The sequence below is a fragment of the Microbulbifer salipaludis genome, assembly GCF_017303155.1.
Classification (GTDB): domain Bacteria; phylum Pseudomonadota; class Gammaproteobacteria; order Pseudomonadales; family Cellvibrionaceae; genus Microbulbifer; species Microbulbifer salipaludis.
Genome location: NZ_JAEKJR010000001.1, coordinates 639952 through 664062, shown reverse-complemented (window position 1 = coordinate 664062; position 24111 = coordinate 639952). Strand labels below are relative to the sequence as shown.

Annotated in this window: 24 protein-coding genes; 12 read left to right on the top strand and 12 right to left on the bottom strand. The window is 58.7% G+C overall.

Annotated features, from left to right (window positions below):
- Positions 1-8: 8 nt before the first annotated feature.
- The 4 genes from JF535_RS02770 to cysK all read right to left on the bottom strand — a co-directional run bounded on the left by JF535_RS02770 (position 9) and on the right by cysK (position 2766).
- Positions 9-284, bottom strand: coding sequence for a type II toxin-antitoxin system HicB family antitoxin (locus JF535_RS02770; protein ID WP_066960338.1), 276 nt, complete (start codon positions 282-284; stop codon positions 9-11).
- 263 nt (positions 285-547) lie between these two features.
- Positions 548-730, bottom strand: coding sequence for a hypothetical protein (locus JF535_RS02765; protein ID WP_206998812.1), 183 nt, complete (start codon positions 728-730; stop codon positions 548-550).
- Positions 731-900: 170 nt separating this feature from the next.
- Positions 901-1737, bottom strand: a complete 837-nt coding sequence (gene cysQ, locus JF535_RS02760) for a 3'(2'),5'-bisphosphate nucleotidase CysQ (protein ID WP_206998809.1) — start codon at positions 1735-1737, stop codon at positions 901-903.
- 111 nt (positions 1738-1848) lie between these two features.
- On the bottom strand, positions 1849-2766 hold the full coding sequence (cysK, locus tag JF535_RS02755) for a cysteine synthase A (protein ID WP_206998806.1): 918 nt from the start codon (positions 2764-2766) through the stop codon (positions 1849-1851).
- 162 nt (positions 2767-2928) lie between these two features.
- Between cysK and JF535_RS02750 the strand changes: the two genes are divergently transcribed.
- The 11 genes from JF535_RS02750 (at position 2929) to JF535_RS02700 (ending at position 13822) form a co-directional block, all read left to right on the top strand.
- On the top strand, positions 2929-3618 hold the full coding sequence (locus tag JF535_RS02750; protein WP_206998803.1) for a lysoplasmalogenase: 690 nt from the start codon (positions 2929-2931) through the stop codon (positions 3616-3618).
- A gap of 62 nt (positions 3619-3680) precedes the next feature.
- A complete protein-coding gene (gene yrfG / locus JF535_RS02745) occupies positions 3681-4343 on the top strand; it encodes a GMP/IMP nucleotidase (RefSeq protein ID WP_242523560.1) in 663 nt (220 codons plus the stop codon).
- 215 nt (positions 4344-4558) lie between these two features.
- Positions 4559-4939 carry an RNA-binding S4 domain-containing protein gene (locus JF535_RS02740; RefSeq protein WP_206998798.1) on the top strand — a complete coding sequence of 127 codons (381 nt, stop codon included), beginning with the start codon at positions 4559-4561 and terminating at the stop codon, positions 4937-4939.
- A gap of 292 nt (positions 4940-5231) precedes the next feature.
- On the top strand, positions 5232-6752 hold the full coding sequence (locus JF535_RS02735) for a S1C family serine protease (protein ID WP_206998794.1): 1521 nt from the start codon (positions 5232-5234) through the stop codon (positions 6750-6752).
- A 52-nt stretch (positions 6753-6804) separates the two neighbouring features.
- Positions 6805-7239: a DUF4124 domain-containing protein gene (locus JF535_RS02730; RefSeq protein ID WP_206998791.1), complete on the top strand. Its 435-nt coding sequence runs from the start codon at positions 6805-6807 to the stop codon at positions 7237-7239.
- A 168-nt stretch (positions 7240-7407) separates the two neighbouring features.
- Positions 7408-8286, top strand: coding sequence for an Hsp33 family molecular chaperone HslO (gene hslO, locus JF535_RS02725; protein WP_206998788.1), 879 nt, complete (start codon positions 7408-7410; stop codon positions 8284-8286).
- Positions 8287-8656: 370 nt separating this feature from the next.
- Positions 8657-10204 carry a phosphoenolpyruvate carboxykinase gene (locus JF535_RS02720; protein WP_206998785.1) on the top strand — a complete coding sequence of 516 codons (1548 nt, stop codon included), beginning with the start codon at positions 8657-8659 and terminating at the stop codon, positions 10202-10204.
- Positions 10205-10388: 184 nt separating this feature from the next.
- Entirely contained in the window at positions 10389-11069 is a 681-nt protein-coding gene (locus JF535_RS02715; protein ID WP_206998782.1) for a D-Ala-D-Ala carboxypeptidase family metallohydrolase, read from the top strand.
- A 41-nt stretch (positions 11070-11110) separates the two neighbouring features.
- Positions 11111-11845 (top strand): D-Ala-D-Ala carboxypeptidase family metallohydrolase, encoded by a 735-nt coding sequence (locus JF535_RS02710; protein WP_206998779.1) that lies wholly within the window; start codon positions 11111-11113, stop codon positions 11843-11845.
- Positions 11846-11920: 75 nt separating this feature from the next.
- Entirely contained in the window at positions 11921-13054 is a 1134-nt protein-coding gene (locus JF535_RS02705; protein WP_206998776.1) for an AI-2E family transporter, read from the top strand.
- A 228-nt stretch (positions 13055-13282) separates the two neighbouring features.
- Positions 13283-13822: a DUF3833 domain-containing protein gene (locus JF535_RS02700; RefSeq protein ID WP_206998774.1), complete on the top strand. Its 540-nt coding sequence runs from the start codon at positions 13283-13285 to the stop codon at positions 13820-13822.
- Positions 13823-13860: 38 nt separating this feature from the next.
- Here JF535_RS02700 and JF535_RS02695 read toward each other — a convergent pair whose 3' ends face one another.
- The 7 genes from JF535_RS02695 to glnA form a co-directional block, all read right to left on the bottom strand.
- Positions 13861-14658: a bestrophin-like domain gene (locus JF535_RS02695; protein ID WP_206998770.1), complete on the bottom strand. Its 798-nt coding sequence runs from the start codon at positions 14656-14658 to the stop codon at positions 13861-13863.
- A 65-nt stretch (positions 14659-14723) separates the two neighbouring features.
- Positions 14724-15539: a hypothetical protein gene (locus JF535_RS02690; protein ID WP_206998767.1), complete on the bottom strand. Its 816-nt coding sequence runs from the start codon at positions 15537-15539 to the stop codon at positions 14724-14726.
- Positions 15540-15579: 40 nt separating this feature from the next.
- On the bottom strand, positions 15580-15915 hold the full coding sequence (locus JF535_RS02685) for a zinc ribbon domain-containing protein YjdM (protein WP_206998764.1): 336 nt from the start codon (positions 15913-15915) through the stop codon (positions 15580-15582).
- A 181-nt stretch (positions 15916-16096) separates the two neighbouring features.
- Positions 16097-17509 carry a nitrogen regulation protein NR(I) gene (gene glnG, locus JF535_RS02680; RefSeq protein ID WP_206998761.1) on the bottom strand — a complete coding sequence of 471 codons (1413 nt, stop codon included), beginning with the start codon at positions 17507-17509 and terminating at the stop codon, positions 16097-16099.
- A gap of 28 nt (positions 17510-17537) precedes the next feature.
- Positions 17538-18644, bottom strand: a complete 1107-nt coding sequence (gene glnL / locus JF535_RS02675; RefSeq protein ID WP_207000145.1) for a nitrogen regulation protein NR(II) — start codon at positions 18642-18644, stop codon at positions 17538-17540.
- A 238-nt stretch (positions 18645-18882) separates the two neighbouring features.
- Entirely contained in the window at positions 18883-19545 is a 663-nt protein-coding gene (locus tag JF535_RS02670) for a DUF4124 domain-containing protein (RefSeq protein ID WP_206998759.1), read from the bottom strand.
- Between the two features lie 239 nt (positions 19546-19784).
- Positions 19785-21191, bottom strand: coding sequence for a glutamate--ammonia ligase (glnA, locus tag JF535_RS02665; RefSeq protein ID WP_066960262.1), 1407 nt, complete (start codon positions 21189-21191; stop codon positions 19785-19787).
- A gap of 360 nt (positions 21192-21551) precedes the next feature.
- Between glnA and thiI the strand changes: the two genes are divergently transcribed.
- The gene (gene thiI / locus JF535_RS02660) at positions 21552-23018 is read left to right on the top strand and encodes a tRNA uracil 4-sulfurtransferase ThiI (RefSeq protein ID WP_206998756.1); all 1467 of its coding nucleotides are present in this window, start codon (positions 21552-21554) and stop codon (positions 23016-23018) included.
- A 15-nt stretch (positions 23019-23033) separates the two neighbouring features.
- Here the strand turns inward: thiI and JF535_RS02655 are convergent, their stop codons facing one another.
- A complete protein-coding gene (locus tag JF535_RS02655; RefSeq protein WP_206998753.1) occupies positions 23034-24053 on the bottom strand; it encodes a hypothetical protein in 1020 nt (339 codons plus the stop codon).
- Between the last annotated feature and the right edge of the window lie 58 nt (positions 24054-24111).

The following is a 24111-nucleotide window of genomic DNA, read 5'->3' as shown; positions in this document are numbered from 1 at the left end:
CACACCCGTTAAGGTTTCGGGCTCATGGCGTTCTGCTCGATATCGATAATTGCCCAGACGCCACCGGCAAACGCGGGATTTTTTCGCAGCAAATCCAGCTCGCCTGCTTGCGGCGGTGGATCACCGGCGGCTTGCAATTCATCCAGTCGATCCACAATGGTTTCCGCCATTTTTTGCAACGCGCCTTCCAGCGTTTCGCCCTGGCAATGGCAGTGCGGCAAATCCGGTGCAATGGCACCGTAACCGGCAAACTCGATATTGTGGACCACGACCGGATAGCGCATGGGGATGTCTCTTTTCAGTTAACTTTTATCCCACCAAGCGTAGACCCAATTGCCGGAAAAAGAACAAAATTATCCGGCAGGAAAATATTTACGCGACGTTTAGCCACGTCGCCCCAATGTAAGCGATTTTTTCAGGCGTCTTGAAACGGCGCATGGCCGGCAATCGCCAGACACGTATCCCACGCGATGCTTTCATTGGTGAAATTGTGTGGCCGCGAAGACGCCGCTTGCGTGTTATCGCGAAACTGTCGATATGCCGGGAATCAGCGGGGAATTCGCCCGAGGAGGGCGCGGCGGGAAAAAATCATTTCCCGGTAGGTCTGGGCGAGAGAGAGGTCAACCGATGCATCCGCACCCTGCAGTTCCTGCATTTGCCGGGACAGCCAGGTGATTTCGATTTCCAGGCGATGGCGCAGGTGGCGGGTTTCCAACTCACTGATATTCACATGCGAACATCTGGCGGGGCTTTGGACTCTGGTCATAGGCGTCGCCTCTCAATGGCTTGGCCGATCCCTGGAACAGGGTGGCGCATTGGATGACATCGGCCGTCGTCAAAAACAACACGACGGCCGAGGCATAAGGTAAAGCCTAGACCATATTGGGGACTTTGCCGGACTCAGCCCAGCAACAGGGATTTCCAGTCGAAACTGCGATCGCCAATCACATAGAAAAACGGGTTCAGCAACGCTTCCTTCTGGTTGTAGCGCAGCAGCGCGAACTGGTCATCCACCACCACGCCGCCGGCGGCTTCCACTACCGCCTGGGCGGCAGCGGTATCCCATTCGCAGGTGGGCGCAAGGCGCGGGTAGAGGTCGGCAGCACCCTCTGCCACCAGGCACAACTTCAGCGAGCTGCCCATATTCTTGAGCGCGGTCTCGCCCAGGCTGCCCTCGATACGCGACAACAGGGTATCGACGGCACCGGCACCATGGCTGCGGCTGGCCACCACTTCGATCGGCTGTTTGGATTCCAGACGCGGCTTCATGCTGCGCACGGAGATGGGAGCCTCACCGGCGCTGTCGCGCTTGAACGCACCGAGGGACTTGGCCCCGGCGTAGGTGATATCCAGCACCGGCACATGCACCACCCCCAGTACCGGCTCGCCCTGTTCGATCAGCGCGACATTGACCGTGAACTCGCCGTTGCGGCGGATAAATTCCTTGGTGCCATCCAGCGGGTCAATGATCCAGTAGCGCTGCCACTGGCTGCGCTCCTCAAAGGACGGCATTTCGCCCTCTTCCGACAATACCGGAACGCCCGGTACCAGGGCTTCCAGCGCCGGCGCGAGAATTTTGTGCGCCGCGAGATCCGCCGCAGTCACCGGGGAATCGTCGGATTTGGTATCGACTTCGATATCGCCACTGGCGTTGTACACTTCCAGAATGGCCTCGCCGGCAGTAACCGAAATAGCGATGACCTTATCCAGCAGTTCCCTGCTCACTACATTTTCCATGATTCCCCCACTAGGCACTGATACGTATCGTGAAACGATTGAAGCGGGAGATTATACGCAGCTCACGGCGGAATTTGTTGCCCGATACCGCCGCCAGCTCGGATCAACGGATCAGGCGCTGAACAGGTCCTCAATGGAGAGGTAACGCTCACCGGTGTCGTAGCTGAACACCAGCACGCGACTACCTGCTGGCAAATCGCCCTCCCGCTGCTTGAGCGCGGCCAGGGACGCGCCGGAGGAGATACCCACAAAGATGCCCTCTTTGAGGGCGCACTTGCGGGCCATCTCAAAGCTGTCCTCTTCGGTCACCGGGATGGTGCCATCCAGCACCTCCCGGTTGAGCACCTCTGGTACAAAGCCGGCACCAATGCCCTGCAACCGGTGCATCCCTTTTTCCTTGCCGGCAATCACCTGGGATTTTTCCGGCTCCACCGCGTACACCTTGAGGTTGTCCATGGATGCTTTCATCACTTCGGCACAGCCGGTGATATGGCCACCGGTGCCCACACCGGTAATCATGTAGTCGAGGCCCTCCGGAAAATCGGCGAGGATTTCCCGCGCGGTGGTATTTCGGTGAGCGCTGACATTGGCGGGGTTGGTAAATTGCTGGGGCATCCAGCTGTTGTCGTGTTGCGCGAGAATTTCCTCGGCCCGGGCAATGGCACCCGGCATGCCATTTTCCTTGGGAGTAAGTACCAACTCCGCTCCCAGCGCCTTCATGATCTTGCGCCGCTCAATGGACATGGATTCCGGCATGGTGAGGATCAGTCGGTAGCCCTTCACTGCGGCGACCATGGCGAGGCCGATACCGGTATTGCCGGAGGTGGGCTCGACAATCACCCCACCGGGCTTGAGCGCACCACTGGCTTCCGCATCCTCGATCATGCTCAGGGCAATCCGGTCTTTAATGCTGCTGCCGGGATTAAAGCGCTCCACCTTCATCCACACCTCAATATCATCCCGGAACAGGTGATTGAGTCGCACATGGGGGGTATTGCCGATGGTTTCGAGAATGTTATTAGCCTTCATCTGTCGCTCCGTGAAGTGATGGTGTGGTCAGTATTGTTATCGCCTGTCGGGGGATTGCAAGCCAGTCGATTGAACCGCCAGCCGCTTTGACGAATACTCGGGGAAGCATACTCGCAAGATCGACAAACCCGAACATTCACAAGAATAAATCCGGAGACCACCATGTCCGACACCGCGATGACCACACAACCTGCAGCCTCCCTGCCAAGCTTCGCTCCCGCCGCACTCTTCGCTGCTGCCAGCATCCTGTATATGGCCCTGGACGCATCGGGCGTCGAAGCCCTGTGGATGGCGGCGCTGAAAATCGTGCCCATTGTCACCCTGATGTGGCTGGCGGCGCAGTCCCTCACCGGTGCCACGCGCACGCTGACCCTCGCCGCACTGGTGCTGTCCGCCACCGGCGATGTGCTGCTGGCGGTGCCTTTCGACAACCATTTTGTGTTCGGTCTGGGCGCGTTTTTACTGGCGCAACTGACTTATGCGGGCAATTTTCTGCGCGCCGCCGAGTTTGGCAGCCGGCACTTTGCGCTGCGCGGGATTGCGGTGGTGCTGGCGGCACTGTTGCTGGCCGGCCAGGTCTTGCCGGCAGCCGGGGCGCTGGCGATGCCGGTGGCGTTCTACATCATCGCCATCGTGGTTATGGCACTTGCTGCCGCCGCCCACCGCAGCGGTTCGTCCCTGCTGTTTGCCGGTGCGGTGACGTTTATGGTTTCCGACGCGCTGATCGCCATCAACCGGTTCGTTGACCCGATCCCCCTGGCGGGGACCTGGATTATGCTGACCTACTATGGCGCGCAGGCGCTGCTGGTGATTGGCCTGGTGCGCGCGGATTTGGTGCTGCGCCGGGCTTGAGGGCATAATAGCCGACCATTTTTTGTGCAACTGCGGGTCTGAGCCCGCACAATAGGTTGGATATGCTGGACTGGAGCCGGATCGATACGGTGCTATTGGATATGGATGGCACCCTGCTGGATCTGCATTACGACAATCACTTCTGGATGGAACATCTGCCGCAGCGCTATGCAGAGGCGAATGATATTTCCCTGTCGGAAGCGCAGCAGCTGGTGATCCGCATGACTGATGAGTTGCGCGGCACTCTGGACTGGTACTGCCTGCGCTACTGGTCCGATGTGCTGAAGCTGGACGTGCTGGCAATCTACCGGGAAATTGAGGATCGCATTGCGGTGCGCCCGCACACCGACCACTTCCTGCGCAGCCTGCGCACCATGCAAAAGCGGGCGCTGCTGGTGACCAACGCCCATCCGGATGGGTTGAGCCACAAGCTGGCCATTACCGGTATCGATCAGTGGCTGGACGAAATTGTTTCCTCCCACGACCTGGGCCACGCCAAGGAGAGTTCACTGTTCTGGCACTCGCTGCAGGAGCGCCAGCCATTCGACCCGTCGCGCACCCTGTTTGTGGATGACAACCTGCACGTGCTGGGTGCGGCGCGGGAATACGGCATCGAACACCTGCTGTGCATCCGCCAGCCAGACAGCAAACATCCGGCACGGGAGATTACCGAGTTCCCGGCGATTCATGACTTTGATGAGATTGTTGGGCCCCGGGAACGCTGAGCCCAGCTAAGTGCTACTAGGAAGTTCCGTGGCGGAAGAGTGCCGGGTGCGGGTTTTCAGGACCGCTGTGTATACATCCCTGTACGCTGCGTCGGCGGCGTCCATGCCGCCGACGCTCCTGAAAACCCGCACCCGGCACTCTGCCTTCACATCAAACTATTTACTTCGGAATAATCCGTTGGTCTTTTCACGTTCATCATTGATGTAGGGTTTTGATGGAAAAAGTACGTATCGACAAATGGCTGTGGGCCGCACGCTTTTTTAAAACCCGCAGCCTTGCCAAGCAGGCTATCGAAGGCGGCAAGGTGCATGCCGAAGGCCAGCGTGTAAAAGCCAGCAAGGAAATCGCGACCGGCACCCTGCTGACCATTCGCCAAGGCTGGGATGAAAAAGTGGTGGAAGTGATCGCCCTCTCCGACCAGCGCCGCGGCGCCGACATTGCGCAGACGCTGTACCGGGAAACCGAGGAAAGCATCGCCAAGCGGGAACAGTTTGCCGCGGACCGCAAGGCCAACAACGCAAACATTTCCCACGAACGCCCCAACAAGAAACAGCGCCGACAAATCCACCGATTTATCCGTGAATCCCAAGATTGAGCACTCTCTACAGCCCTCGCGGGATCCGGGGCCCAGAGCTACGGAGCACAACAGCCAAATGTGAAGGGTGGGTACCAGATGGAGCTTTTCAGGAGCGTCGCAAACAGGGACGTTTGCGACGCAGCGTACATGGATGTACTCGCAGCGGTCCTGAAAAGCTCCATCTGGTACCCGGCCGCCAACAAAGGCAGATCAGTGCCCCAAGGACCACTCGAGCTCAATCGAACCCGCAGAGCACATAACCGCCAAAGTGCTAAACTGCCCAAAACCAACGAATAACCAAGACGCCGCGATGAAACTCCTGCTGAAATTCTGCCTGCTGATCCTCTGCTTCTCCCAGCTCGCCCACGGCGACAGTCGTGAACGGGAGCAGCTCAAGCGCTCGATCATCAAGATCTACACCACCGCCGCCGCCCCGGACTATTTCAATCCCTGGGCCCTGCTCAACGCCCAGCAACTGTCCGGTTCCGGCGCGGTCATCAAAGGCCAGCAGATTCTCACCAATGCCCACGTCATCGCCAATGGCAGCTTTATCCAAGTCCAGCGCCACGGCGATGCGCAGAAGTTTCGCGCCAGGGTGAAGTTCGTATCCCACGACGCCGATCTCGCCCTGCTGACCGTGGAAGACCAAAGCTTCTTTGACGACACGCGCCCGCTGGCCCTCGGCAAGCTGCCGGATCTGCAGGAAGAAGTCACCGTGTACGGCTATCCAATCGGTGGCAAATCCCTCTCCATCACCCGCGGCGTGCTGTCGCGGGTCGAGCACCAGTATTACGCCCACGCCGAAAGCTACCTGATGGCCGGCCAGATCGACGCCGCCATCAACCCCGGCAACAGCGGCGGGCCGGTGATTTCCGACGGGCGTATTGTCGGCGTTGCCATGCAGACCAACCACAGCAAGGGCGCGGAAAACCTGGGCTATTTCGTGCCACCCAGTGTCATCAGCCACGTGCTGGAAGATGCCGAAGATGGCGTGCACCAGGGGTTCCCCGAACTCGGTGCGGTGACCCAGAGCCTGGAAAGTCCCTCCATGAAAGCAGCCGCCGGCCTGAGCGAAGACCAGCAGGGCGCGCTGGTGGTGCGCGTATTTGAGGATGCCCCGGCGGCGCTGGTGCTGCAGCCCGGTGACGTGCTGCTGCAGGTGGACGGCTTCGATGTGGCCGCCGACCGCACCATCGAGTGGCGCCCGAACCAGCGCACCAACTACCACTACGCGGTGGATCAGTATCACGTTGGCGACCGGCTGCCGGTGCGTATCGCCCGCGACGGCGAAATCCTCGAAGTCGAAATCAACCTCGCGGCCACCCCGCCGTCGCGCTCGCTGGTACAGGGCGAGAAGTTCGACCAGCGCCCGCGCTACTACATCTACGGCGGCGTGGTGTTTGTGCCATTGAACATGAACCTGATCAAACGCTGGGGCAATAACTGGCATTCCAAGGCCCCCATCGAATACCTGTACGCACGCAACCAGTGGTCCAGCCCGGAGCAACAGGAACTGGTGGTGGCGCTCAAGGTGCTGCCGGCACCGGTCAACCTCGGTTACCACGACTGGAAGAACTGGATTATCGAGTCGGTCAATGGCGAGAAAATCAGTGACTTCCAGCAGTTTGCCGAGCTGATGGAATCCTCCCAGGCCGGCTATGTGGAATTGCGAGACAGCGCCGGCTACCGCATGGTGCTCGATGCCGCTGCCGCCGGGGAACAGCAGCCGTTTATCCTTCAGACCTACCAGATTCCCGAGCGCCATTCGCAGGGCCTGTTCAGCACCCTGGCAGAGCGCGATGCACAGGAAGCATTGGGGCAGGTGCCGTAACCGGCATCGCAGCGGCGATCATTCACACAACAGGAGTTTCGGGGGGACACGGATGCCGGGGAGATCATGGATTCTGGGCCTTGCCCTGCTGGCGGCAAATGCCGGTGGCGGGGAGCTGTACCGCTGGGTGGGTGCCGATGGCAAGGTGCACTTCGGTGACCGGCCACCACGGGAGGCTCAGGCGGAGTCCCTTGATAACAAGCTGAAACCCATCAACAGCGCCGAGCCCACCCACCAGCAGGACTTCCCGGACCGCCGCCGTGCCGACCAGATCGAACAGGATTACGCGGCGCGCAAACAGAAGGAACAGCACAAGTTCCAGCGGCAACAGCAGCAGGCCTGTGCCCGCGCACGCAAGCAACTCAAAATACTCAAGGGGCCGGTGTACTTCGTGGATGCCGATGGCAACGAATCCACCATCAGCGAGCGCCAGCGGGTCATCGAGGCGCGCAAGCTGGAACAGCAGATCCGCCAGCACTGCGGCTAGCCGGGGCCACCCGCTGACCATCGGCCGCCCCGGGCACTATCCTGTATGAATCGCCCCGTAAGACCTGGGCTGCAGGACTTGGCCTGCAAGACTTGGGTAAAGGGGCGCGACAGGGTGGGCAACAGGCACTAAAATCGCCCCCCCAGATTTTCAGCGAGGCAGTCACTCATGTCGGACCAGTTGGAACGCTTCATCTTCTCCAAGCACGATATCCGTGGCCAACTGGTCACACTGACCGATGTCTACCAGGAAGTGCTCGAGCACAACCCGCTGCCACAGCCGGTGCAACAGCTGCTGGGCGAATTCCTCGCGGCTGCCTGCCTGCTTTCCACCACCCTCAAGTTTGACGGCATACTGATGTTGCAGGCCCGCGGAGAGGGCGATGTACCCCTGCTGGTCGCCGAGTGTACCCATCACAGCGATGTGCGCGGCCTGGCCCGTGTGGCCGAGGGCGTGGAGATTGCCGAGGGTGCCACCCTGCGCGAGCTGGTGGGTGAGCGCGGCGCTCTGGTGATCACCGTGGACCCACAGCAGGGTGAACGCTATCAGGGCATCGTGCCGTTGGAGAAAGATACCCTGGCGGAGTGCCTGGAAGACTACTTTACCCAGTCGGAGCAGCTGCAGACCCGCTTCTGGATCGAGTCCAGCGCCGACACCGTGGGTGGTATCATGCTGCAGGTGCTGCCGGGCAACAACGCCGCCACCGAAGTGGAGAACGAGGACGCCTGGGAAACTGGTGTGCACCTGGCCTCCACCGTCACCGCCGACGAGCTGCACAACCTGCCCCACAACGAACTGCTGGTGCGGCTGTTCCACCAGATGGAACCGGCCAGTCTCGGCACCGCGAATATCCGCTTCAAGTGCAGCTGCTCCAACGAGCGCAGCGCCCGTGCACTGATCGCCATGGGCCCGGAAGAGGTTTACCAGCTGCTGGAAGAGCAGGGTGGGGAAATCACCGCGGACTGCCAGTTCTGCAACAAGACCTACCGCTTTGACCGCGACAAGATCGAAGCCCTGTTCAATGCCCCCCCACACACGCTGCACTGAACAACACACAGCCGATAAACAAAAGCGCGCCACCCGGCGCGCTTTTTTGTGTCTGTACTGCTAGCCGCACACCCTGCCCGCCCCCGGGACGCTGACTGTAGTAAAAACTACAGAACACCCAATATTCTTCAAAATTATGAAGTAAAAAAACTACATCATCATTTTGAATGAATTTTAGTGAAAAATTTCCTTCACAAGGCCAAATTCGATCAAAAATTATACGGCTTTTCCTGTGATCGGCTTTTGAAGTTTGCCATAATGCGCCCACCAGCAGGCCAGTCGCGCATTTTGCCGCGGCAGTTTGTCGCGTTATTAGGCGGCACCCCCTACTATTTATTTCAGTGATACAACTTTCATGGGTAATAAGCGAATGGCACAGCAACACGAGACGGTGCAGGCGTTCTCCAACCTCTCAGCGGCACAATTGGTGGAGCAGGCGCTGCAGCGCGGCGAAGGTCACCTCACGCATACCGGTGCACTGCTGGCAGTAACCGGTGCGCGCACCGGCCGCTCTCCTGCAGACCGTTTTGTGGTGGAAGAAGCCTCCACCGCCGACAGCATCGAATGGGGCAGCGTGAACCGCCCCTTCCCGGCAGACAAGTTCGATGCCCTGTGGAACCGTGTTGAGGATTTCGTTGCCAGCCACGACAGCTTCGTACAGCAGCTGCATGTGGGTCAGGACGAAGATCACTATATTCCCGTGAAAGTCACCACCCAGACCGCCTGGCACAACCTGTTCGGTCGCAACATGTTTATCCGCGCGGAAAAGTACAACCCCAAGGGCAAGGAAGAGTGGCGCATCCTGCATGCGGCCAACTTCGAGTGTGACCCGTCCCGCGACGGCACCAACTCCGAGGGCTGCGTGATCATCAACTTTGCCCAGCGCAAAGTACTGCTCGCAGGCATGCGCTACGCCGGCGAGATGAAAAAAGCCATGTTCTCCGTGCAGAACTTCCTGCTGCCGGAAAAAGACGTAATGCCGATGCACTGCGCCGCCAACGTGGGCAAAGACGGCGATGTGTGCCTGTTCTTCGGCCTGTCCGGCACCGGCAAGACCACCCTCTCCGCAGACCCGGCGCGCTACCTGATTGGCGACGACGAGCACGGCTGGGCCAAGGGCGGCGTATTCAATATGGAAGGCGGCTGCTACGCCAAGACCATCAACCTGAGCCAGAAAAACGAGCCAGTGATCTGGGACGCCATCCGCTTTGGCGCCATCGTTGAAAACGTGGTGACCGACAACGCCGGCGTACCCGATTACGACGACACCAGCCTGACCGAAAACGGCCGCTGCTCCTACCCACTGGAGCACGTGGAAATGCGCCAGCTGGAAAACCGCGCCGGCGAACCGAAAAACGTGATCTTCCTGACCTGCGACGTGACCGGCGTACTGCCCCCGGTTTCCGTACTGTCCAAGGAAGCGGCCGCGTACCACTTCCTGTCCGGCTACACCGCGCGCGTAGGCTCCACCGAGCTGGGTGCGGAAGCGGGCATCCACCCCACCTTCTCCACCTGCTTCGGTGCCCCCTTCATGCCGCGCGCACCGCGCGAATACGCGGACCTGCTGATGAAGCGCATCGAAGACTTTGACTCCAAGGTCTACCTGGTGAATACCGGCTGGACTGGCGGTTCCGGTGAAAAAGGCAAGCGCTTCCCGATTCCGGTAACCCGCGCAGTGGTTGCGGCCATCCAGAGCGGTGCCCTGGAGAATGCCCCTACCGAACACCTGGACATCATGAACCTGGAGATTCCGGTCGAGGTTCCGGGTGTGGACCAGTCCTACCTGAACCCGCGCAACGCCTGGGCAGATGCCAGTGCCTACGACGCCGCGGCCAGCAAACTGGCGGCTCTGTTCGCCGACAATATCGAGAAGTTCGCTGTCAGCGACGAGATCAAGGCCGCCGGCCCCAAGGCCTGACGGATTGATCTTCCCAGCGGTGGCAATAGCACCGCACGAAGGCGGCCCACGGGCCGCCTTTTTTGTGCCCGACGTTCCTGCCGCAGGTGGCTCAGGTGGCTATAGTCTTTAAAAGGCCCCTATTTTCCGTGCAGGGAAAACCGGGATACCGCACACAACCGGGCAAGGACAAACAGGCACAGGCATGCCGTCAGGCAACCCCTTTTCCATTTTCAGGCGTCGCTACGAGCACCTCCCCCCCAACCAGCAGACCAACTGGTGGGTCATCGTTGGGGTAGCGCTCCTGTTGTTGCTGTTGCTGTTCCTGCTATGGCTCTACCTGTTCCTCAAGGAGCGGGAAAAACCTTACTACGAATTGCAGGGCTACCGGGTGGCCTCGCAGGCAAGTCTCAAGCAGTTCTTGCGGCAGCGGGAAAACCGACGCGCCTTCGGGCAACTGGCGGATTTTATGCAGGACGCCAGGGTCGCGGATGCAATCGAACCGCAAAACCTGCTGCGCCAGGGATCGGACTGGCTGGACATCGACGAGCCGCCTTTTGCAATACCGCCCCGGGATTACTGGCCCAACATGGTCCCCACCCTGCAGCTGATCCGCGATGAGCTGGTACCGAGTATCGGCCCGGTGGATGTGGTGTCTGCGTACCGCACCGACCATTACAACCGCAAGGCCGGCGGCTCGGGCAAGAGCAAGCACAAAACCTTCTGTGGCGTGGACCTGGTGCCGCGTTCCAATATCAGCCGCAAAGAACTGGTGGAGGAACTGCGCAATCTCCACGCGCGCCTGGGCCCGGAAAGCCATATGGGCCTCGGTATTTATAGCGGCGTGCGCTTTCATGTGGACACCTGCGGGTTTCGCAGCTGGTAGCCGAAGTCCCCGTTTATCCGGAGTTAAGCGAGCAGTACACAATGGATATCAAGGAAACGCCCGATCACGAATTTGTCGACATCCACATCGAGCGCCGCAGGGTCATCTGGATTGTCGCCCTGCTGCTTATCCTGTCTCTGGTGTTGATCGTATTGACGGTGGAAAAAGTACGCGAGCTGGCGGAACGCATCGTCAGCCCGGTGGAACACATCGAGCCGGAACCCGAACCCATTCCCATCGATCCCGATGTACCCCTGATCTACCGCATCAAGGGCTACACCGCTGCCAGTGCCATTGCGTTTGACAAGTTTCTCGACGAGGGCGATCACCGCGCACATTTCGAGAAACTGGAACACTTTCTCAAGATCAACGATGTGGACGATGTGGTGCCATCGTTCGAGCTGATGCGCCAGGGCACGGACTGGCAGAAAATCGGTGAGCCGCCGTTTGCGATCCCGCCGGAAGACACCTGGGAGACCATGGTCGATACGCTCAAGGTACTGAAAAACTACATCATTCCGGAAATCGGACCGGTGGTGGTACTTTCCGGCTGGCGCACCGCGCGCTACAACGCCAAGGCAGGCGGCGCACGCACCAGCAAACACATGCACTTCTGCGGCCTGGATATGATTCCGGAGGACGAATACACCCGCAAACAGCTACTGCCCAAACTGCGCCGTATCCACCGCAAGGTGGGGCGCAAATGGAACATGGGGCTGGGGATTTACAGCGGCATTCGCTTTCACGTAGACACCTGTGGCTACCGCCGCTGGTAAAGCATCCTGCTATCTGGTTTCATAGCCGCTGGTGCCAAAACGCTCGACCAAATAACAACAAACAAGGACGCTCCGGTGCAGGAAAGACTGGAAAGACGCTCATTTATCTTCACCCTGTTGCTGGTGACCATTGCCTTCGGCTTTTTGCTGAAGCCATTTTTCACCGCTATTTTCTGGGCCTGCGCGGTGGCGCTGATCTTTCACCCGCTGTACCACTATTTACTGAAGCGCTTTCCCAACTGGCCCAACCTCACGGCATTGGGCACCTTGCTGCTGTGTATCGTGGTGGTGGTGATCCCGGTGCTGGCGGTGGCAAGTTCATTTGTCAGTGAGGTCGCCAACCTCTATCAAAAAGTGCAGTCCGGAGAAATCAATCTCGGCGCCAAGGTAGAACAGGTGCGCGCAGCCTTCCCGGGTATCAACGCCGCACTGGAACGCGTCGGAATGGATTTTGACGGCATCAAGGAACGCCTGCTGGGCGGCCTGATGACCGCCGGCAGCCTGATTGCGAAAAATGCCCTGGCACTGGGGCAGAACACGCTCAATTTTTTCGTCAACCTGGGCCTGATGCTGTACCTGACCTTTTTCCTGATCCGGGACGGCAATTCGCTGACGGCGCTGTTGATCCGCGCCCTGCCACTGGGTGACGAACGGGAAAAACTGCTGCTGGCGAAGTTTGCCGAGGTCACCCGCGCAACCATCAAGGGCAACCTGGTGGTTGCCATCACCCAGGGCACCCTGGGGGGGCTGATCTTCTGGGCCCTAGGACTGCCCGCCCCCCTGCTGTGGGGCGTGGTGATGACGGTGCTCTCGCTGCTGCCGGCGGTGGGTGCAGCGATCATCTGGTTCCCCGCCGCCCTGTACCTGTATGCCACCGGGGATGCGGTCAAGGCTACGGTATTGATGATCTTCGGCGTCGCAGTGATTAGCCTGGTGGACAATATCCTGCGCCCAATTCTGGTAGGCCGCGACACCAAGCTGCCGGACTATATCGTGCTGTTTTCCACCGTTGGCGGCCTGTTGATGTTCGGCATCAGCGGCTTTGCCATCGGGCCTTTGCTGGCGGCGCTGTTTATGGCGTTCTGGGAGATCTTCATGCGGGAGTTTATCAGTGGCGACCAACCCCTAATTCCACCGCCGCTCGAGTCACCGCTGGATGACTTGCACGACGAAGGGCGCTCCGCAGCGCCGCGTAAATCCGGCGACTAGCCCATCCCCGAAGTCCGGACACCAGTCACCGCCAGGTGACTGGCCGGCGGAAATACCGTACGGCAAATCCGCCTGCGCACGCCTTTTGCGCACACGATCGTAGGCTCTGACGGTTTACATCCGTGGCAGCCTCACCGCCGCGGACAGATTTATACACATCCAATTCCAGGCCTTGTTCGTATTCTTCGTATACTCACTGTGCTTACACCCGAACATCAAAGGCAGTCCATGAAAAAATCCATGTTACTGCTGCTGGCTATTGTATTTGTATGCTCTGGCTGCAGCGCCCCCACTATCGAAAGTTATGCCAACAATACTCCGCGCTTTGTGGCGGAAGACTTCTTTTCTGGCCCCATGAAAGCCTATGGGCTGGTAAAGGACCGTGGCGGCAACGTCACCCGTCGTTTCGTCGCCGAGATTGATGGCAGCTGGGAAAATGGGCGCGGCGAGCTGCGCGAGAAATTCGAGTTTGACGATGGCGAAATACAGTACCGCACCTGGCAGCTGGCGCCGATGGCCTCCACCGGGGCGGGCCTGCGCCAATACGCTGCCACCGCCGGTGATGTTGTGGGCACATCGACCATGTCGGTTGCCGGCAATGCGGTATTCATGCAATACGTTTTGCAGGTGCCCTACAAGGGTCGCACCATCAACGTGAATGTGGACGACCAGATGTTTCTGGTTGCGCCCAATGTGCTGATCGCCGAGTCCAAGCTGAGCAAGTGGGGATTCAATGTGGGAGAAATACAGCTCACCATCATCAAGTAGTCCCGCTAATCAGGTAGTCCCCCTGATCATTTGGCGGGCTACCGGCTTTTTTCGGCCTCCTGCAGTATGAGCACCATTTCCGCCATCGGGGTCTCATCGACGATGATCACCCCTTCCGTGGCCCGGTCCAGGTCCGCAATCAAGAGAATCACCGTGGCAAAGGTAAGGGACAGCGTAACCGCCAGTTGCCTGGACCCGCTGCGGCTGACACCAAACTGAAAGCCAATTGCCAGCATCGCCAGGGCAGTCAGAAAATACAGTGCCAACCAGATCGGGCCCGGTATGCGGTACTCCAGCCCGATCACGATCCGCGAGTTATGGGAGTTGATGATTTGCGTGACAGGCTCCACGAACTGCCGCAAGTAGGCTCCCGGATGCCCCGCCGCCACATGCTCCCGAACCATGGCCCAAAGCCGTTCCTGGATCACCACGCTCTCGGCGAGGCTTTCCGGCGCGACCTCGTCCCTGTGCGGGTCGAAATTGCGCAGCTCGGCATACTCCAGCAGTAGCTTCTGCGCCTGACGTGCGGCGGCCGGCTTCAGGAAATCGGCGTGCAAGTAACCGGTATGGATCGCATTGACCTCATCCAGTAGCAGAGTCTTGCGCTTGTTGTAACGGTCCGCGGTCATGTTGAACGTAAAGGCCAACAAAAACGCCAGCAACCCGAGCGTTGCTGTTACCGCACTGCCAATGGACGGCTCTTTGTCCAGACCCCGCACCCGCATATAGCGGCTGCCCAGCCACAGTCCGGCTGCCAGCGCGGCCAGCACAAACAGTACGGTAAATACGTAAATTGCCGCCAGCGGAACCGTGTGAAAGAAATTGTCGGCAAACATCACAACCTCCAAACCTATCCATCAGTCTGGCTCAGTTTTGGCGCTACTCAACAGGATTAGGTCCCTCAGGTCGGCATATTGATCCGCTGGCGCAAGACATCCGCGAGGGGACGCAGGAGATCCCGATCGCCCCAATATCCAGTGTGGCTGAGCGGGTTCCATGACGTGAGCAGGTTACCCGTGTTGATCGGGTGGTCCTTCACAAAGTGGTAGGTGTCGCCCAGCTGATTGACCGGCCACCCCAGCACATCATCCTCATCGTAATAATTATCCCACTGGAACTGGGGGTTGGGGCGGTCGAAACAGGTGGGGCGGTCGAGCCCAGAAGTGAAAATGGGAATATTACAACCGGTGGTGACCAGGTTACGCAGCGAACGCAACCTGAGGAACTCCCGCTCATCGGCACCGATACCAGCCATATTTTCGAAGCTGTATTTTCCGGTACCCGCATCCCACAGGTAGCTGGAGATCACCTGGCAGCCGAGGGACTGGGCAATAATCACCACCGGCTTGCGGTGATCGCGGCCCAGCTCCAGGTAGGCCTGACGTAACACCGCCTGGATCTCTCGCTGTACCTGCAGATACTTGGTGTTCGGGCCGGGCTGTCGGGCGCTGTACTCGAGGGCGGCGGCGTCACCAAATCCGAACAGCAGGAATTTGCGCAAACGGGTCGCATCGAGTTCATTGTCGGTGTCCCGCAGCATTCTCTCCCACAGCAGGTCCTGGGGCTGCTGCAGAAAATAGGCGTAATGCACCACCTTGAACGAGACCCGATCCCACGCGGACCCAAGATCCCGTTTTAGACCGTACTCCAGTTCGCGATGGTATTCCCAATCCACCTTGCCCATACCGTGCAGGGTGATCAGTGCCACGTCTTTCATCCTTGAAATCCCGTGTCAAATTGAATGGCCGATCTGCGCCTCAGGCTTTCTTGACGAACTCCGACTTCAGTTTCATCGGCCCGATACCGTCAATTTTGCAGTCGATATCATGGTCGCCGTCCACCAGCCGGATATTCTTCACCTTGGTGCCCACCTTTACCACCAGCGAAGAGCCTTTCACCTTCAGGTCCTTGATCACCGTTACCGTATCGCCATCGGTGAGTGGATTGCCATTGGCATCGTTAATCTTCAACCCTTCCTCTTCCGCAGTTTCTCCCGCAGCCCATTCATTGCCACACTCCGGGCAGACGAAAAGATCGCGATCTTCATAGGTATAGGTGGATTGGCACTTGGGGCAATTGGGGAGATCACTCATGGTCGCTGTCACTGATAATGATTGTTACGGTTGGCTGTTGCCGATCATCGTTTTACCGGGAATACAGGCAGTAAAGCAGAGTTGAAGTTGGCGCCAGCTGATCAGAGTCAAAAATTGCGCGTACTATAACGAAAATGGGCACCCGCAGGTGCCCATTTTGGTCGTCGACATCAGTCAGCACTCAATCGTCGGCGCCGTTCATGCCCAGCTCTTTCAGCTTGCGGGTCAGGGTGTTGCGCCCCCAGCCAAGCAGTTCCGCGGCATCGCGCTTGCGACCCGCCGTGTGCTTGAGTGCAATCGCGATCAGGGCTCGCTCAAACGCCGGCACTGCTTCGCTAAGGATTTCCCGTTGACCGGTGGCCAGCGCCTGATCCGCCCACAGCCGCAGCGCCTTCTGCCAGTCCTGTGGGACCTCGCTCGCGGCGCCCTGCTGATGCAGCTCCGGTGGCAGGTCGTCCACCAGCACCTCACGGCCGGAGGCCATCACCGTAATCCAGCGACAGGTATTTTCCAGCTGGCGCACGTTGCCAGGCCAGTCGAGACCCGACAGGTACTCCTCGGTTTCCTTGAGCAAAATTTTGGGCTCAACGCCGAGATCCTTGGCGGCACTGTTAAAGAAGTGGCGCACCAGGCGCGGAATGTCTTCGCGACGATCCGCAAGCCGGGGAATATGGATGCGGATGACGTTCAGGCGGTGGAAAAGGTCTTCGCGGAATTTGTGCTCTTCCACCAGGCGCTCGAGATCCTGGTGGGTGGCGGCAATAATGCGCACATCCACCTTGACCGGCGTGTGACCGCCGACCCGGTAAAACTCGCCGTCCGCCAGCACCCGCAGCAGTCGGGTCTGGGTTTCTGCGGGCATATCCCCAATTTCATCGAGGAACAGGGTGCCGCCGTTGGCCTGCTCGAAGCGCCCGGCGCGCTGCGCGCTGGCGCCGGTAAAGGCGCCCTTCTCATGGCCAAACAGTTCGGATTCCATCAAATCCTTGGGAATCGCCGCCATGTTGAGCGCAATAAACGGCTGGTTCTTGCGCGGACTGTGATTGTGCAGGGCGGCTGCCACCAGCTCCTTACCGGTACCGGATTCACCGTTGATCAGCACGGTGATATTGGAGTGGGAGAGGCGCCCGATCGCGCGGAACACCTCCTGCATCGCCGGCGCCTCACCGATGATTTCCTTGTTGGCGGTACCGTTTTCGACGATTACCGGCTCTTCGGGCTGCTGCTCATTGGCGTGGGCCAGGGCGCGGCGGGTAACGGCCACGGCCTCATCCACATCAAAAGGTTTGGGCAGGTACTCGAAGGCGCCACCCTGATAGGCTGCGACCGCACTGTCGAGGTCCGAGTGGGCCGTCATGATGATGATGGGCAGGGACGGACGCTCTGCCTGAAAGCGTTGCAGCAGTTTAAAACCATCGGAGCCGGGCATGCGGATATCACTGATCACCACATCCGGTGACTCGCTGTAAAAGTCATCCAGGGCACGATCCCCGTTTTCGTAGCAGGTGGTATCGATCCCCGCCCGGGAAAGGGCGCGCTCCAGCACCCAGCGGATGGAGCGGTCGTCATCAATGATCCATACGCGATTATTCATAATCTTTTTCCGGTTCTGTTATTACGTTCTAATAATTTTTCTCTGCCGCTGAGCCGTCATTGGCCAGCGGCAGGTATATCTGAAATTCTGTCTCTCCGGGCCGGCTCTCGCATTTGATCAGCCCGCGGTGCTGATTGATGATGTGCTGCGATATCGACAGCCCCAAACCCGAGCCTTCAGCGCGGCCGGAAATCATCGGGTAAAAAATTCGCTCGCGAATGTCTTCCGGAATACCCGGGCCGTTGTCCACAACATCGATGCGGCAGACCAGCGGGCAGTGTCGGCGGCCGATGGTAAATTGACGCTGTACCCGGGTGCGGATGGTCAGGTCTCCGTCTTCGAGACCCACATTCTCAGCGATGGCCTGCATGGCATTGCGGGCGATATTCAATACCGCCTGTATCAGCTGCTCGCTGTCGGCGGGGATATCCGGGATCGACGGGTCGTAATCGCGTTTGATCTCCAGCGCCCCATCGCACTCCGCCTCGATTAACTGTGCCACCCGCTCGGTAATCGTGTGCACGTTCACCGACTGCAGTCGCACCGGCTTACGCGGACCCAGCATGCGATCCACCAGGTTGCGCAGGCGATCGGCCTCTTCGATGATGATCTGGGTGTATTCCGCCAGATCTTCGCCACCGGACTGCTCCAGCTCTTTCAATTCCCTTTGCAGCAACTGTGCCGCACCGCGTATTCCGCCCAGGGGATTTTTTACTTCGTGGGCCATGCCCCGCACCAGGTTACGGGTGGTCTCCTGGGCAGAGATCAGCGCATCCTCGCGTGCGATGCGCAGCAGGCGATCCATGGACTGGACCTCCAGCAATAACAGGCCCAGCTCGGTGAGCGGTGTCACCGAGTAATCCACCGTGCACTCTTCCAGGTTGTGCAGCAGCCATAACGCACGCCGTACGGTGTACTTTTCCCCGTTTTCCAGCGCCGAACGCAACGCCTGCTGGGCAGAGCGGGACTCACGGACGACGTCTTCCAGGGGCAGGCCGATGGAGCGCGTGCTGGACGCTGCCACCAGGTCTTCGGCCGCCGAGTTCAGGTAGCGCAGGGACAGATGCTCATCCAGCACCAGAACGGCCGAGGTCAGGTTGTCAAAAAGCAGGCGTAACTGACGATCATTGAGCATTCGGGGGGATCCGACTTCGTTCATTTCTTCGGGTCGCCTAATGGCAGTGCAAAAAGCAAACCAAAATGGCGCAAAAAACCGGACTCTTTCGGGGCTTAGAATTCGGGGCGCGGTGTTTCAGCACAGAGAATGCACCAAAATTGTGCGCAGATCAAAATTTGTGCTGCCTGGAGCCCAGAATGGGGCTGGCGGAGAAGGAAGGGAGGGGCCACGCCTTATCGTGGCCCGCGTAACCGGACTAACGTTTCGGCTTGGGCGTGAAACCCGGTGCTTGCTGGGCCTTGGGCATCGCCGGCGCCTGACCCGCGGGGAAATCCGGAACCTGACCGCCGGGACGCTTCACGTACACCTCGATCGCCTGGGAGCGGGCCAGTGGCTGTCCCCGGGAACCCAGCAGTACCGCCTGTATCGTATGTGCACCGCGCTCCAGCGCGGAAATATCCAGGCTGGTGCCGGAGGAGCTGCCCGACCAGCGCTGGCCGTCAACCACTACAAAAAACTCGTAGCCATCTCTGGGTACCGGGTCCAGCGCCACCTGCAACACAATAAACCGCTGGCCTGGCGGTATGGTGGCCCCATTGACCGGGCTCACGATGGAGAAGTTCACCGGGCCCGTATCATCCCCAGCGCGGTTGTCCTCACGGTCGCGGGGAGACAGCTTGCGCGTCCGCAGCGGCTGCCGGGGCGCAATGGGCTGCACGTTAATCGGCCCGATTTCCACCTTTTCGGCCTTGCCGTCCGGAGGCGGGCTGTCACTGAAGGTGATACGCCCATCCGGGCCGACAATCTTGTACACACTGCCAGAGCCGCTACCTGACTTGTTGTCCGCGGCAGTCGACTCCTGCTGCGCCAAAGCGGGGACGGCGAGAATAAACGCCAGCACTGCAATCCACCTGTTCATGGGCTTTCCTGCCTCTCGCATTCTGTTAGAGGTTGCTTGATAAAGGCTAGTGTACTCCGGTCTGCGCTACCGGCATAAAAAAAGCCCACACCGCAAGGTGTGGGCTTTCTCGTCATCTTTGCACCGTTCTCACCAGACCTTGCAGATGCATGGGCCGGCGGCGGCGCTCCGATGATACTCCGTTTTAACCCCAAATAGGGTTTTAAAAGGAGGCGCCTGCGGCGTCTTTATACTGATCTTTATACTGAATAGTACAGTTCGAACTCAACCGGGTGAGTGGTCATGTTCACACGCTGTACTTCTTCGCGCTTCAGCTCGATGAACGCATCGATAGCGTCGTCGGTGAATACGCCACCTTCGGTCAGGAAGGCGCGGTCCTGATCCAGTGCGTCCAGGGCCTGCTCCAGGCTGGAAGCCACGGTCGGGTACTCGGCCAGCTCTTCCGCCGGCAGGTCGTACAGGTCCTTGTCGGCTGCGTCGCCCGGGTGGATCTTGTTCTTCACGCCGTCGAGGCCAGCCATCAGCAGGGCTGCGAAGGCCAGGTACGGGTTGGCGGTCGGATCCGGGAAGCGAGTCTCGATGCGCTTGCCTTTCGGGCTCGGCACGAACGGAATGCGGATAGACGCAGAGCGGTTGCGCGCAGAGTAGGCCAGGATAACCGGCGCTTCGAAGCCCGGAACCAGACGCTTGTAGGAGTTGGTGGAAGAGTTACAGATCGCGTTCAGGGCGCGCGCGTGCTTGATGATACCGCCGATGTAGAACAGGGCAGTTTCAGACAGGCCAGCATAGGCGTCACCGGCGAACTGGTTCACGCCGTCCTTGCTGAAGGACTGGTGCACGTGCATACCGGAACCGTTGTCACCCACCAGCGGCTTGGGCATGAAGGTAGCGGTTTTGCCGTAAGCGTGGGCTACGTTGTGTACCGCGTACTTCAGGATCTGTACTTCGTCCGCTTTCTTGGTCAGGGTGTTGGCGCCAACGCCGATTTCACACTGGCCCGCAGTACCCACTTCGTGGTGATGTACTTCGATTTCCAGGCCCATGGCTTCCATGGCGGAACACATGGCAGCACGGATGTCGTGCAGGGAGTCAACCGGCGGAACCGGGAAGTAACCGCCTTTCACGCCCGGGCGGTGGCCCATGTTGCCGTCAGTGAAAGAGGCACCGGAAGACCAGGCCGCTTCTTCAGAGTTGATCTTGTAGAAGGCGCCGCCCATTTCGGCACCCCAGGTGATGTCGTCGAATACGAAGAACTCGGGCTCCGGACCGAACAGCGCGGTGTCACCGTAACCAGTGGACTTCAGGTATTCCTCGGCGCGCAGCGCGATGGAACGCGGGTCGCGCTCGTAGCCCTGGCCGGTGATCGGATCAACGATGTTACAGCGAATGATTACGGTCGCTTCATCGGTGAAGGGGTCCAGGAAAGAGGTTTCATCGTCCGGCATCAGGATCATGTCGGATTCGTTAATACCCTTCCAGCCCGCGATAGAGGAACCGTCGAACATCTTGCCTTCTTCGAAGAACTCGCCATCAACTTCCTTGGACGGAAGAGAAACGTGTTGTTCCTTACCTTTGGTATCGGTGAAGCGCAGGTCTACCCATTTGGCTTCGCTCTCTTTGATCAGTCCGAGCGTTTTCGCTGACATTGCAGTCCTCCAAGAATGAAAATTTATGTATCGCGCCAATTCGCGTTGTCTTGTGGCAACAGTAAAAGCAAGGAGTGTGCCAAATTGGGGCAAACAGGCATAAAGCGGCCTCGGGCCCGCGAAATCCGGTGACAACCACGGGTTTTCGGTGATTCACCACCAGCGAGCCCCCACGATAGTCACAATGTTGGTGCCCCCCAAGACAGAAATGCACCGATTTGGGGCCATCAAGTCACCGCGAGCACCAAATTGGTGCTGCAAGCAAAATCCCCTTAGCGAGTTTATAATTCGCCACCTTTGCCGGGAAGGCTATAACTCCTTCCTTGGCCTCACATTCAACCGCGTTTCCGGCACACTCCCATGCACTTTGTCGTCAAATTTTTCCCAGAGATCACCATCAAAAGCAATCCAGTGCGCAAGCGCATGTCGCGGCAGCTGGCCGACAACCTGCGCAAACTAATGCGGCAGCTGGATGATCGCATCAAGGTGCACAAGGACTGGGAAAAAATCGACGTGATTGCGCCGGATGCAGTATCCCACCTTTCCGAGCGTATTGAAGAGGTACTGGCGCACACTCCCGGTATCGCGAACTTTGCCCGGGTACAGCAGTTCCCGCTCGGCGACCTGGACGACATCTACCAGAAAACATTGCCCATCTGGGGCCCGCAGCTCGCCGGCAAGACGTTCTGCGTGCGCGTCAAACGCACCGGCAAGCACGACTTCCAGTCTCTCGATGTGGAGCAGTATGTAGGTGGTGGGCTGAACAAGAACACCGATGCCATCGGAGTAAAACTGAAAAACCCCGATGTCACGGTGAAACTGGAAGTCCGCCACGACAAGCTGAACGTGATCGAGGAGCTGCACCAGGGCCTGGGGGGCTTCCCGCTGGGCACCCAGGACCCGGTGCTATCGCTGGTGTCCGGTGGCTTCGATTCCACGGTTGCCAGCTACCTGACCATCAAGCGCGGCATCCGCACCCACTTCCTGTTCTTCAACCTGGGAGGCCGCCAGCACGAGCTGGGGGTAAAGGAGGTCGCCTTTTACCTGTGGGAAAGATACGGCGCATCCCATCGGGTGAAATTCATCACCGTACCGTTTGACGAAGTGGTTGCCGAGATACTCGAGCAGGTCGACGACTCCTATATGGGTGTCACCCTGAAGCGCATGATGCTGCGCGCCGCCTCGGTGGTCGCCAAGGAACTGGACGTGGACGCAGTAGTGACCGGTGAGGCCATTGCCCAGGTTTCCAGCCAGACCCTGAAAAATCTATCGGTCATCGACAGCGTTACCGATACGCTGGTCCTGCGCCCGCTGATTACCTCCGACAAGACCGACATCATTCGCACCGCCCGCGCCATTGGCACAGAGGAGTTTGCCGCGAACATGCCGGAGTACTGCGGGGTAATTTCCGTGAAGCCCACCACGCGCGCAAAAATGGAGAAGGTAGAGCACGAGGAAACCCGATTCGATTTCACGGTGCTTGACCGCGCCATCGGCAACCGCGTGATGCAGAACATCGATGAAGTAATGCAAGATCTGGGTGAAGATGCACCGCCGGTGGATATTGTGACCGAACCGGGTGATGCCACCGTCATCGACATTCGCCACCCCACGGAAGAGGAAGTGAACCCCTTGGAACTGGAAGACACCACCGTGGAAACCATTCCCTTCTTCCGCCTCAGCACAGCGTTCCAGAAACTGGATAAGGATAAGCACTACCTGTTGTACTGCGATCGCGGCGTAATGAGTCAGTTACACGCCTCGCACCTGCTGGATGAGGGGTATCGCAATGTTGGGGTTTATCGGCCTGAGAAACCGAAGCATTGACACTGAGTAATGCGCTTAACGTACCAGCTCCAGGGGACGCGGCGATCGCTTCCCGGTCGACTCGTGCCTCTGCTGCAACCCTCGACCGACACCAACTCGGGCGGTCGCCGGGTCTGGTGAGCCGGGTAACCCCTGGAGTTCATCATAGAAACTGGCGGAATTATTTTTCAAGTCCCGACGGATCGCCTGGTATAGCAACATATTTCGCTTCGCAAGCCGGTCGGGAAAAACCTTCTCCAGCCAGAATACTATGCGTTTAGCCTGCCGTGATATTAGCGGAACCGAAGCGAGCCATTCGCCGAATTTCTTGGTCCAGTGTCGGCCTTCCGCTCTGAACCTTTTCACACGGGAGGAGGAGCCCATGTGGAAAATCAGCCCACCATAAACACCACCCATCAGAAAATGATAATCCACTGTGTTGGAACGCAGCAGCTTTAGCCAGGGTATTTCATGCTCCCAAAGCTTGTAGCCGACGCCGATGCCCGTATCAAACGGCTGCTTTGTCACTTCAGAAAACCGATGAAACTCGCGTGTATCAGCGTCACTCGAGGGCGCACCAAAGCGCAAATCCAGATTCCGAAACAGTTGTGCGGATGCAAAAATAAACGAGGGATGCGGTAGGTATGTATCACCGTTTTCCTCCCTCTGAATCGCCATCAAATCCACGTTATGCTCTTCGAGTAGCGCCAACGCACGATCAAATACATTTCCCGTGATAGGCCAACTGTCGACGTCCAGCGTACAGATGTAGTCACAGCCATCTTCCAGGGCGACTGTTTTAAGTTGATCCAGATACCAGATATGTTCTTGGCTTCCCCGGAGATCGGTATCCACGACAGGCACCGCCTCGATATATTCCCTTCCGGATAGGTAGTGCCACAAATCGGGGGCTAGCCGGTTGCATGCCGCATAGATCTTGAACTGGTTTTTATAGCAAGCCTCCAGCCTGCGAAAATGCTCCTGAATTACCCACTCTTCTGCCGGGTCCAGATAATAAACGACCAGGATACCAATCTTGACTTGCTTGCCGTCCATACTTGTCTTCCTTGAACCCCTTGGCTTTGGGCTGAAGTAACAACCCATCAATTAATGA

Excerpts from the sequence above, each read along its gene's own strand:
- JF535_RS02700 (WP_206998774.1), top strand. The coding sequence starts at position 13,283 with ATGAAAAAATCCATGTTACTGCTGCTGGCTATTGTATTTGTATGCTCT.
- JF535_RS02770 (WP_066960338.1), bottom strand. The coding sequence starts at position 284 with ATGCGCTATCCGGTCGTGGTCCACAATATCGAGTTTGCCGGTTACGGT.
- JF535_RS02715 (WP_206998782.1), top strand. The coding sequence starts at position 10,389 with ATGCCGTCAGGCAACCCCTTTTCCATTTTCAGGCGTCGCTACGAGCAC.
- glnL (WP_207000145.1), bottom strand. The coding sequence starts at position 18,644 with ATGCTCAATGATCGTCAGTTACGCCTGCTTTTTGACAACCTGACCTCG.
- JF535_RS02670 (WP_206998759.1), bottom strand. The coding sequence starts at position 19,545 with ATGAACAGGTGGATTGCAGTGCTGGCGTTTATTCTCGCCGTCCCCGCT.
- JF535_RS02720 (WP_206998785.1), top strand. The coding sequence starts at position 8,657 with ATGGCACAGCAACACGAGACGGTGCAGGCGTTCTCCAACCTCTCAGCG.
- hslO (WP_206998788.1), top strand. The coding sequence starts at position 7,408 with ATGTCGGACCAGTTGGAACGCTTCATCTTCTCCAAGCACGATATCCGT.
- yrfG (WP_242523560.1), top strand. The coding sequence starts at position 3,681 with ATGCTGGACTGGAGCCGGATCGATACGGTGCTATTGGATATGGATGGC.
- JF535_RS02690 (WP_206998767.1), bottom strand. The coding sequence starts at position 15,539 with ATGAAAGACGTGGCACTGATCACCCTGCACGGTATGGGCAAGGTGGAT.
- JF535_RS02695 (WP_206998770.1), bottom strand. The coding sequence starts at position 14,658 with ATGTTTGCCGACAATTTCTTTCACACGGTTCCGCTGGCGGCAATTTAC.
- JF535_RS02740 (WP_206998798.1), top strand. The coding sequence starts at position 4,559 with ATGGAAAAAGTACGTATCGACAAATGGCTGTGGGCCGCACGCTTTTTT.
- cysK (WP_206998806.1), bottom strand. The coding sequence starts at position 2,766 with ATGAAGGCTAATAACATTCTCGAAACCATCGGCAATACCCCCCATGTG.
- JF535_RS02730 (WP_206998791.1), top strand. The coding sequence starts at position 6,805 with ATGCCGGGGAGATCATGGATTCTGGGCCTTGCCCTGCTGGCGGCAAAT.
- thiI (WP_206998756.1), top strand. The coding sequence starts at position 21,552 with ATGCACTTTGTCGTCAAATTTTTCCCAGAGATCACCATCAAAAGCAAT.
- cysQ (WP_206998809.1), bottom strand. The coding sequence starts at position 1,737 with ATGGAAAATGTAGTGAGCAGGGAACTGCTGGATAAGGTCATCGCTATT.
- JF535_RS02735 (WP_206998794.1), top strand. The coding sequence starts at position 5,232 with ATGAAACTCCTGCTGAAATTCTGCCTGCTGATCCTCTGCTTCTCCCAG.
- JF535_RS02710 (WP_206998779.1), top strand. The coding sequence starts at position 11,111 with ATGGATATCAAGGAAACGCCCGATCACGAATTTGTCGACATCCACATC.
- JF535_RS02750 (WP_206998803.1), top strand. The coding sequence starts at position 2,929 with ATGTCCGACACCGCGATGACCACACAACCTGCAGCCTCCCTGCCAAGC.
- JF535_RS02685 (WP_206998764.1), bottom strand. The coding sequence starts at position 15,915 with ATGAGTGATCTCCCCAATTGCCCCAAGTGCCAATCCACCTATACCTAT.
- glnA (WP_066960262.1), bottom strand. The coding sequence starts at position 21,191 with ATGTCAGCGAAAACGCTCGGACTGATCAAAGAGAGCGAAGCCAAATGG.
- JF535_RS02655 (WP_206998753.1), bottom strand. The coding sequence starts at position 24,053 with ATGGACGGCAAGCAAGTCAAGATTGGTATCCTGGTCGTTTATTATCTG.
- glnG (WP_206998761.1), bottom strand. The coding sequence starts at position 17,509 with ATGAATAATCGCGTATGGATCATTGATGACGACCGCTCCATCCGCTGG.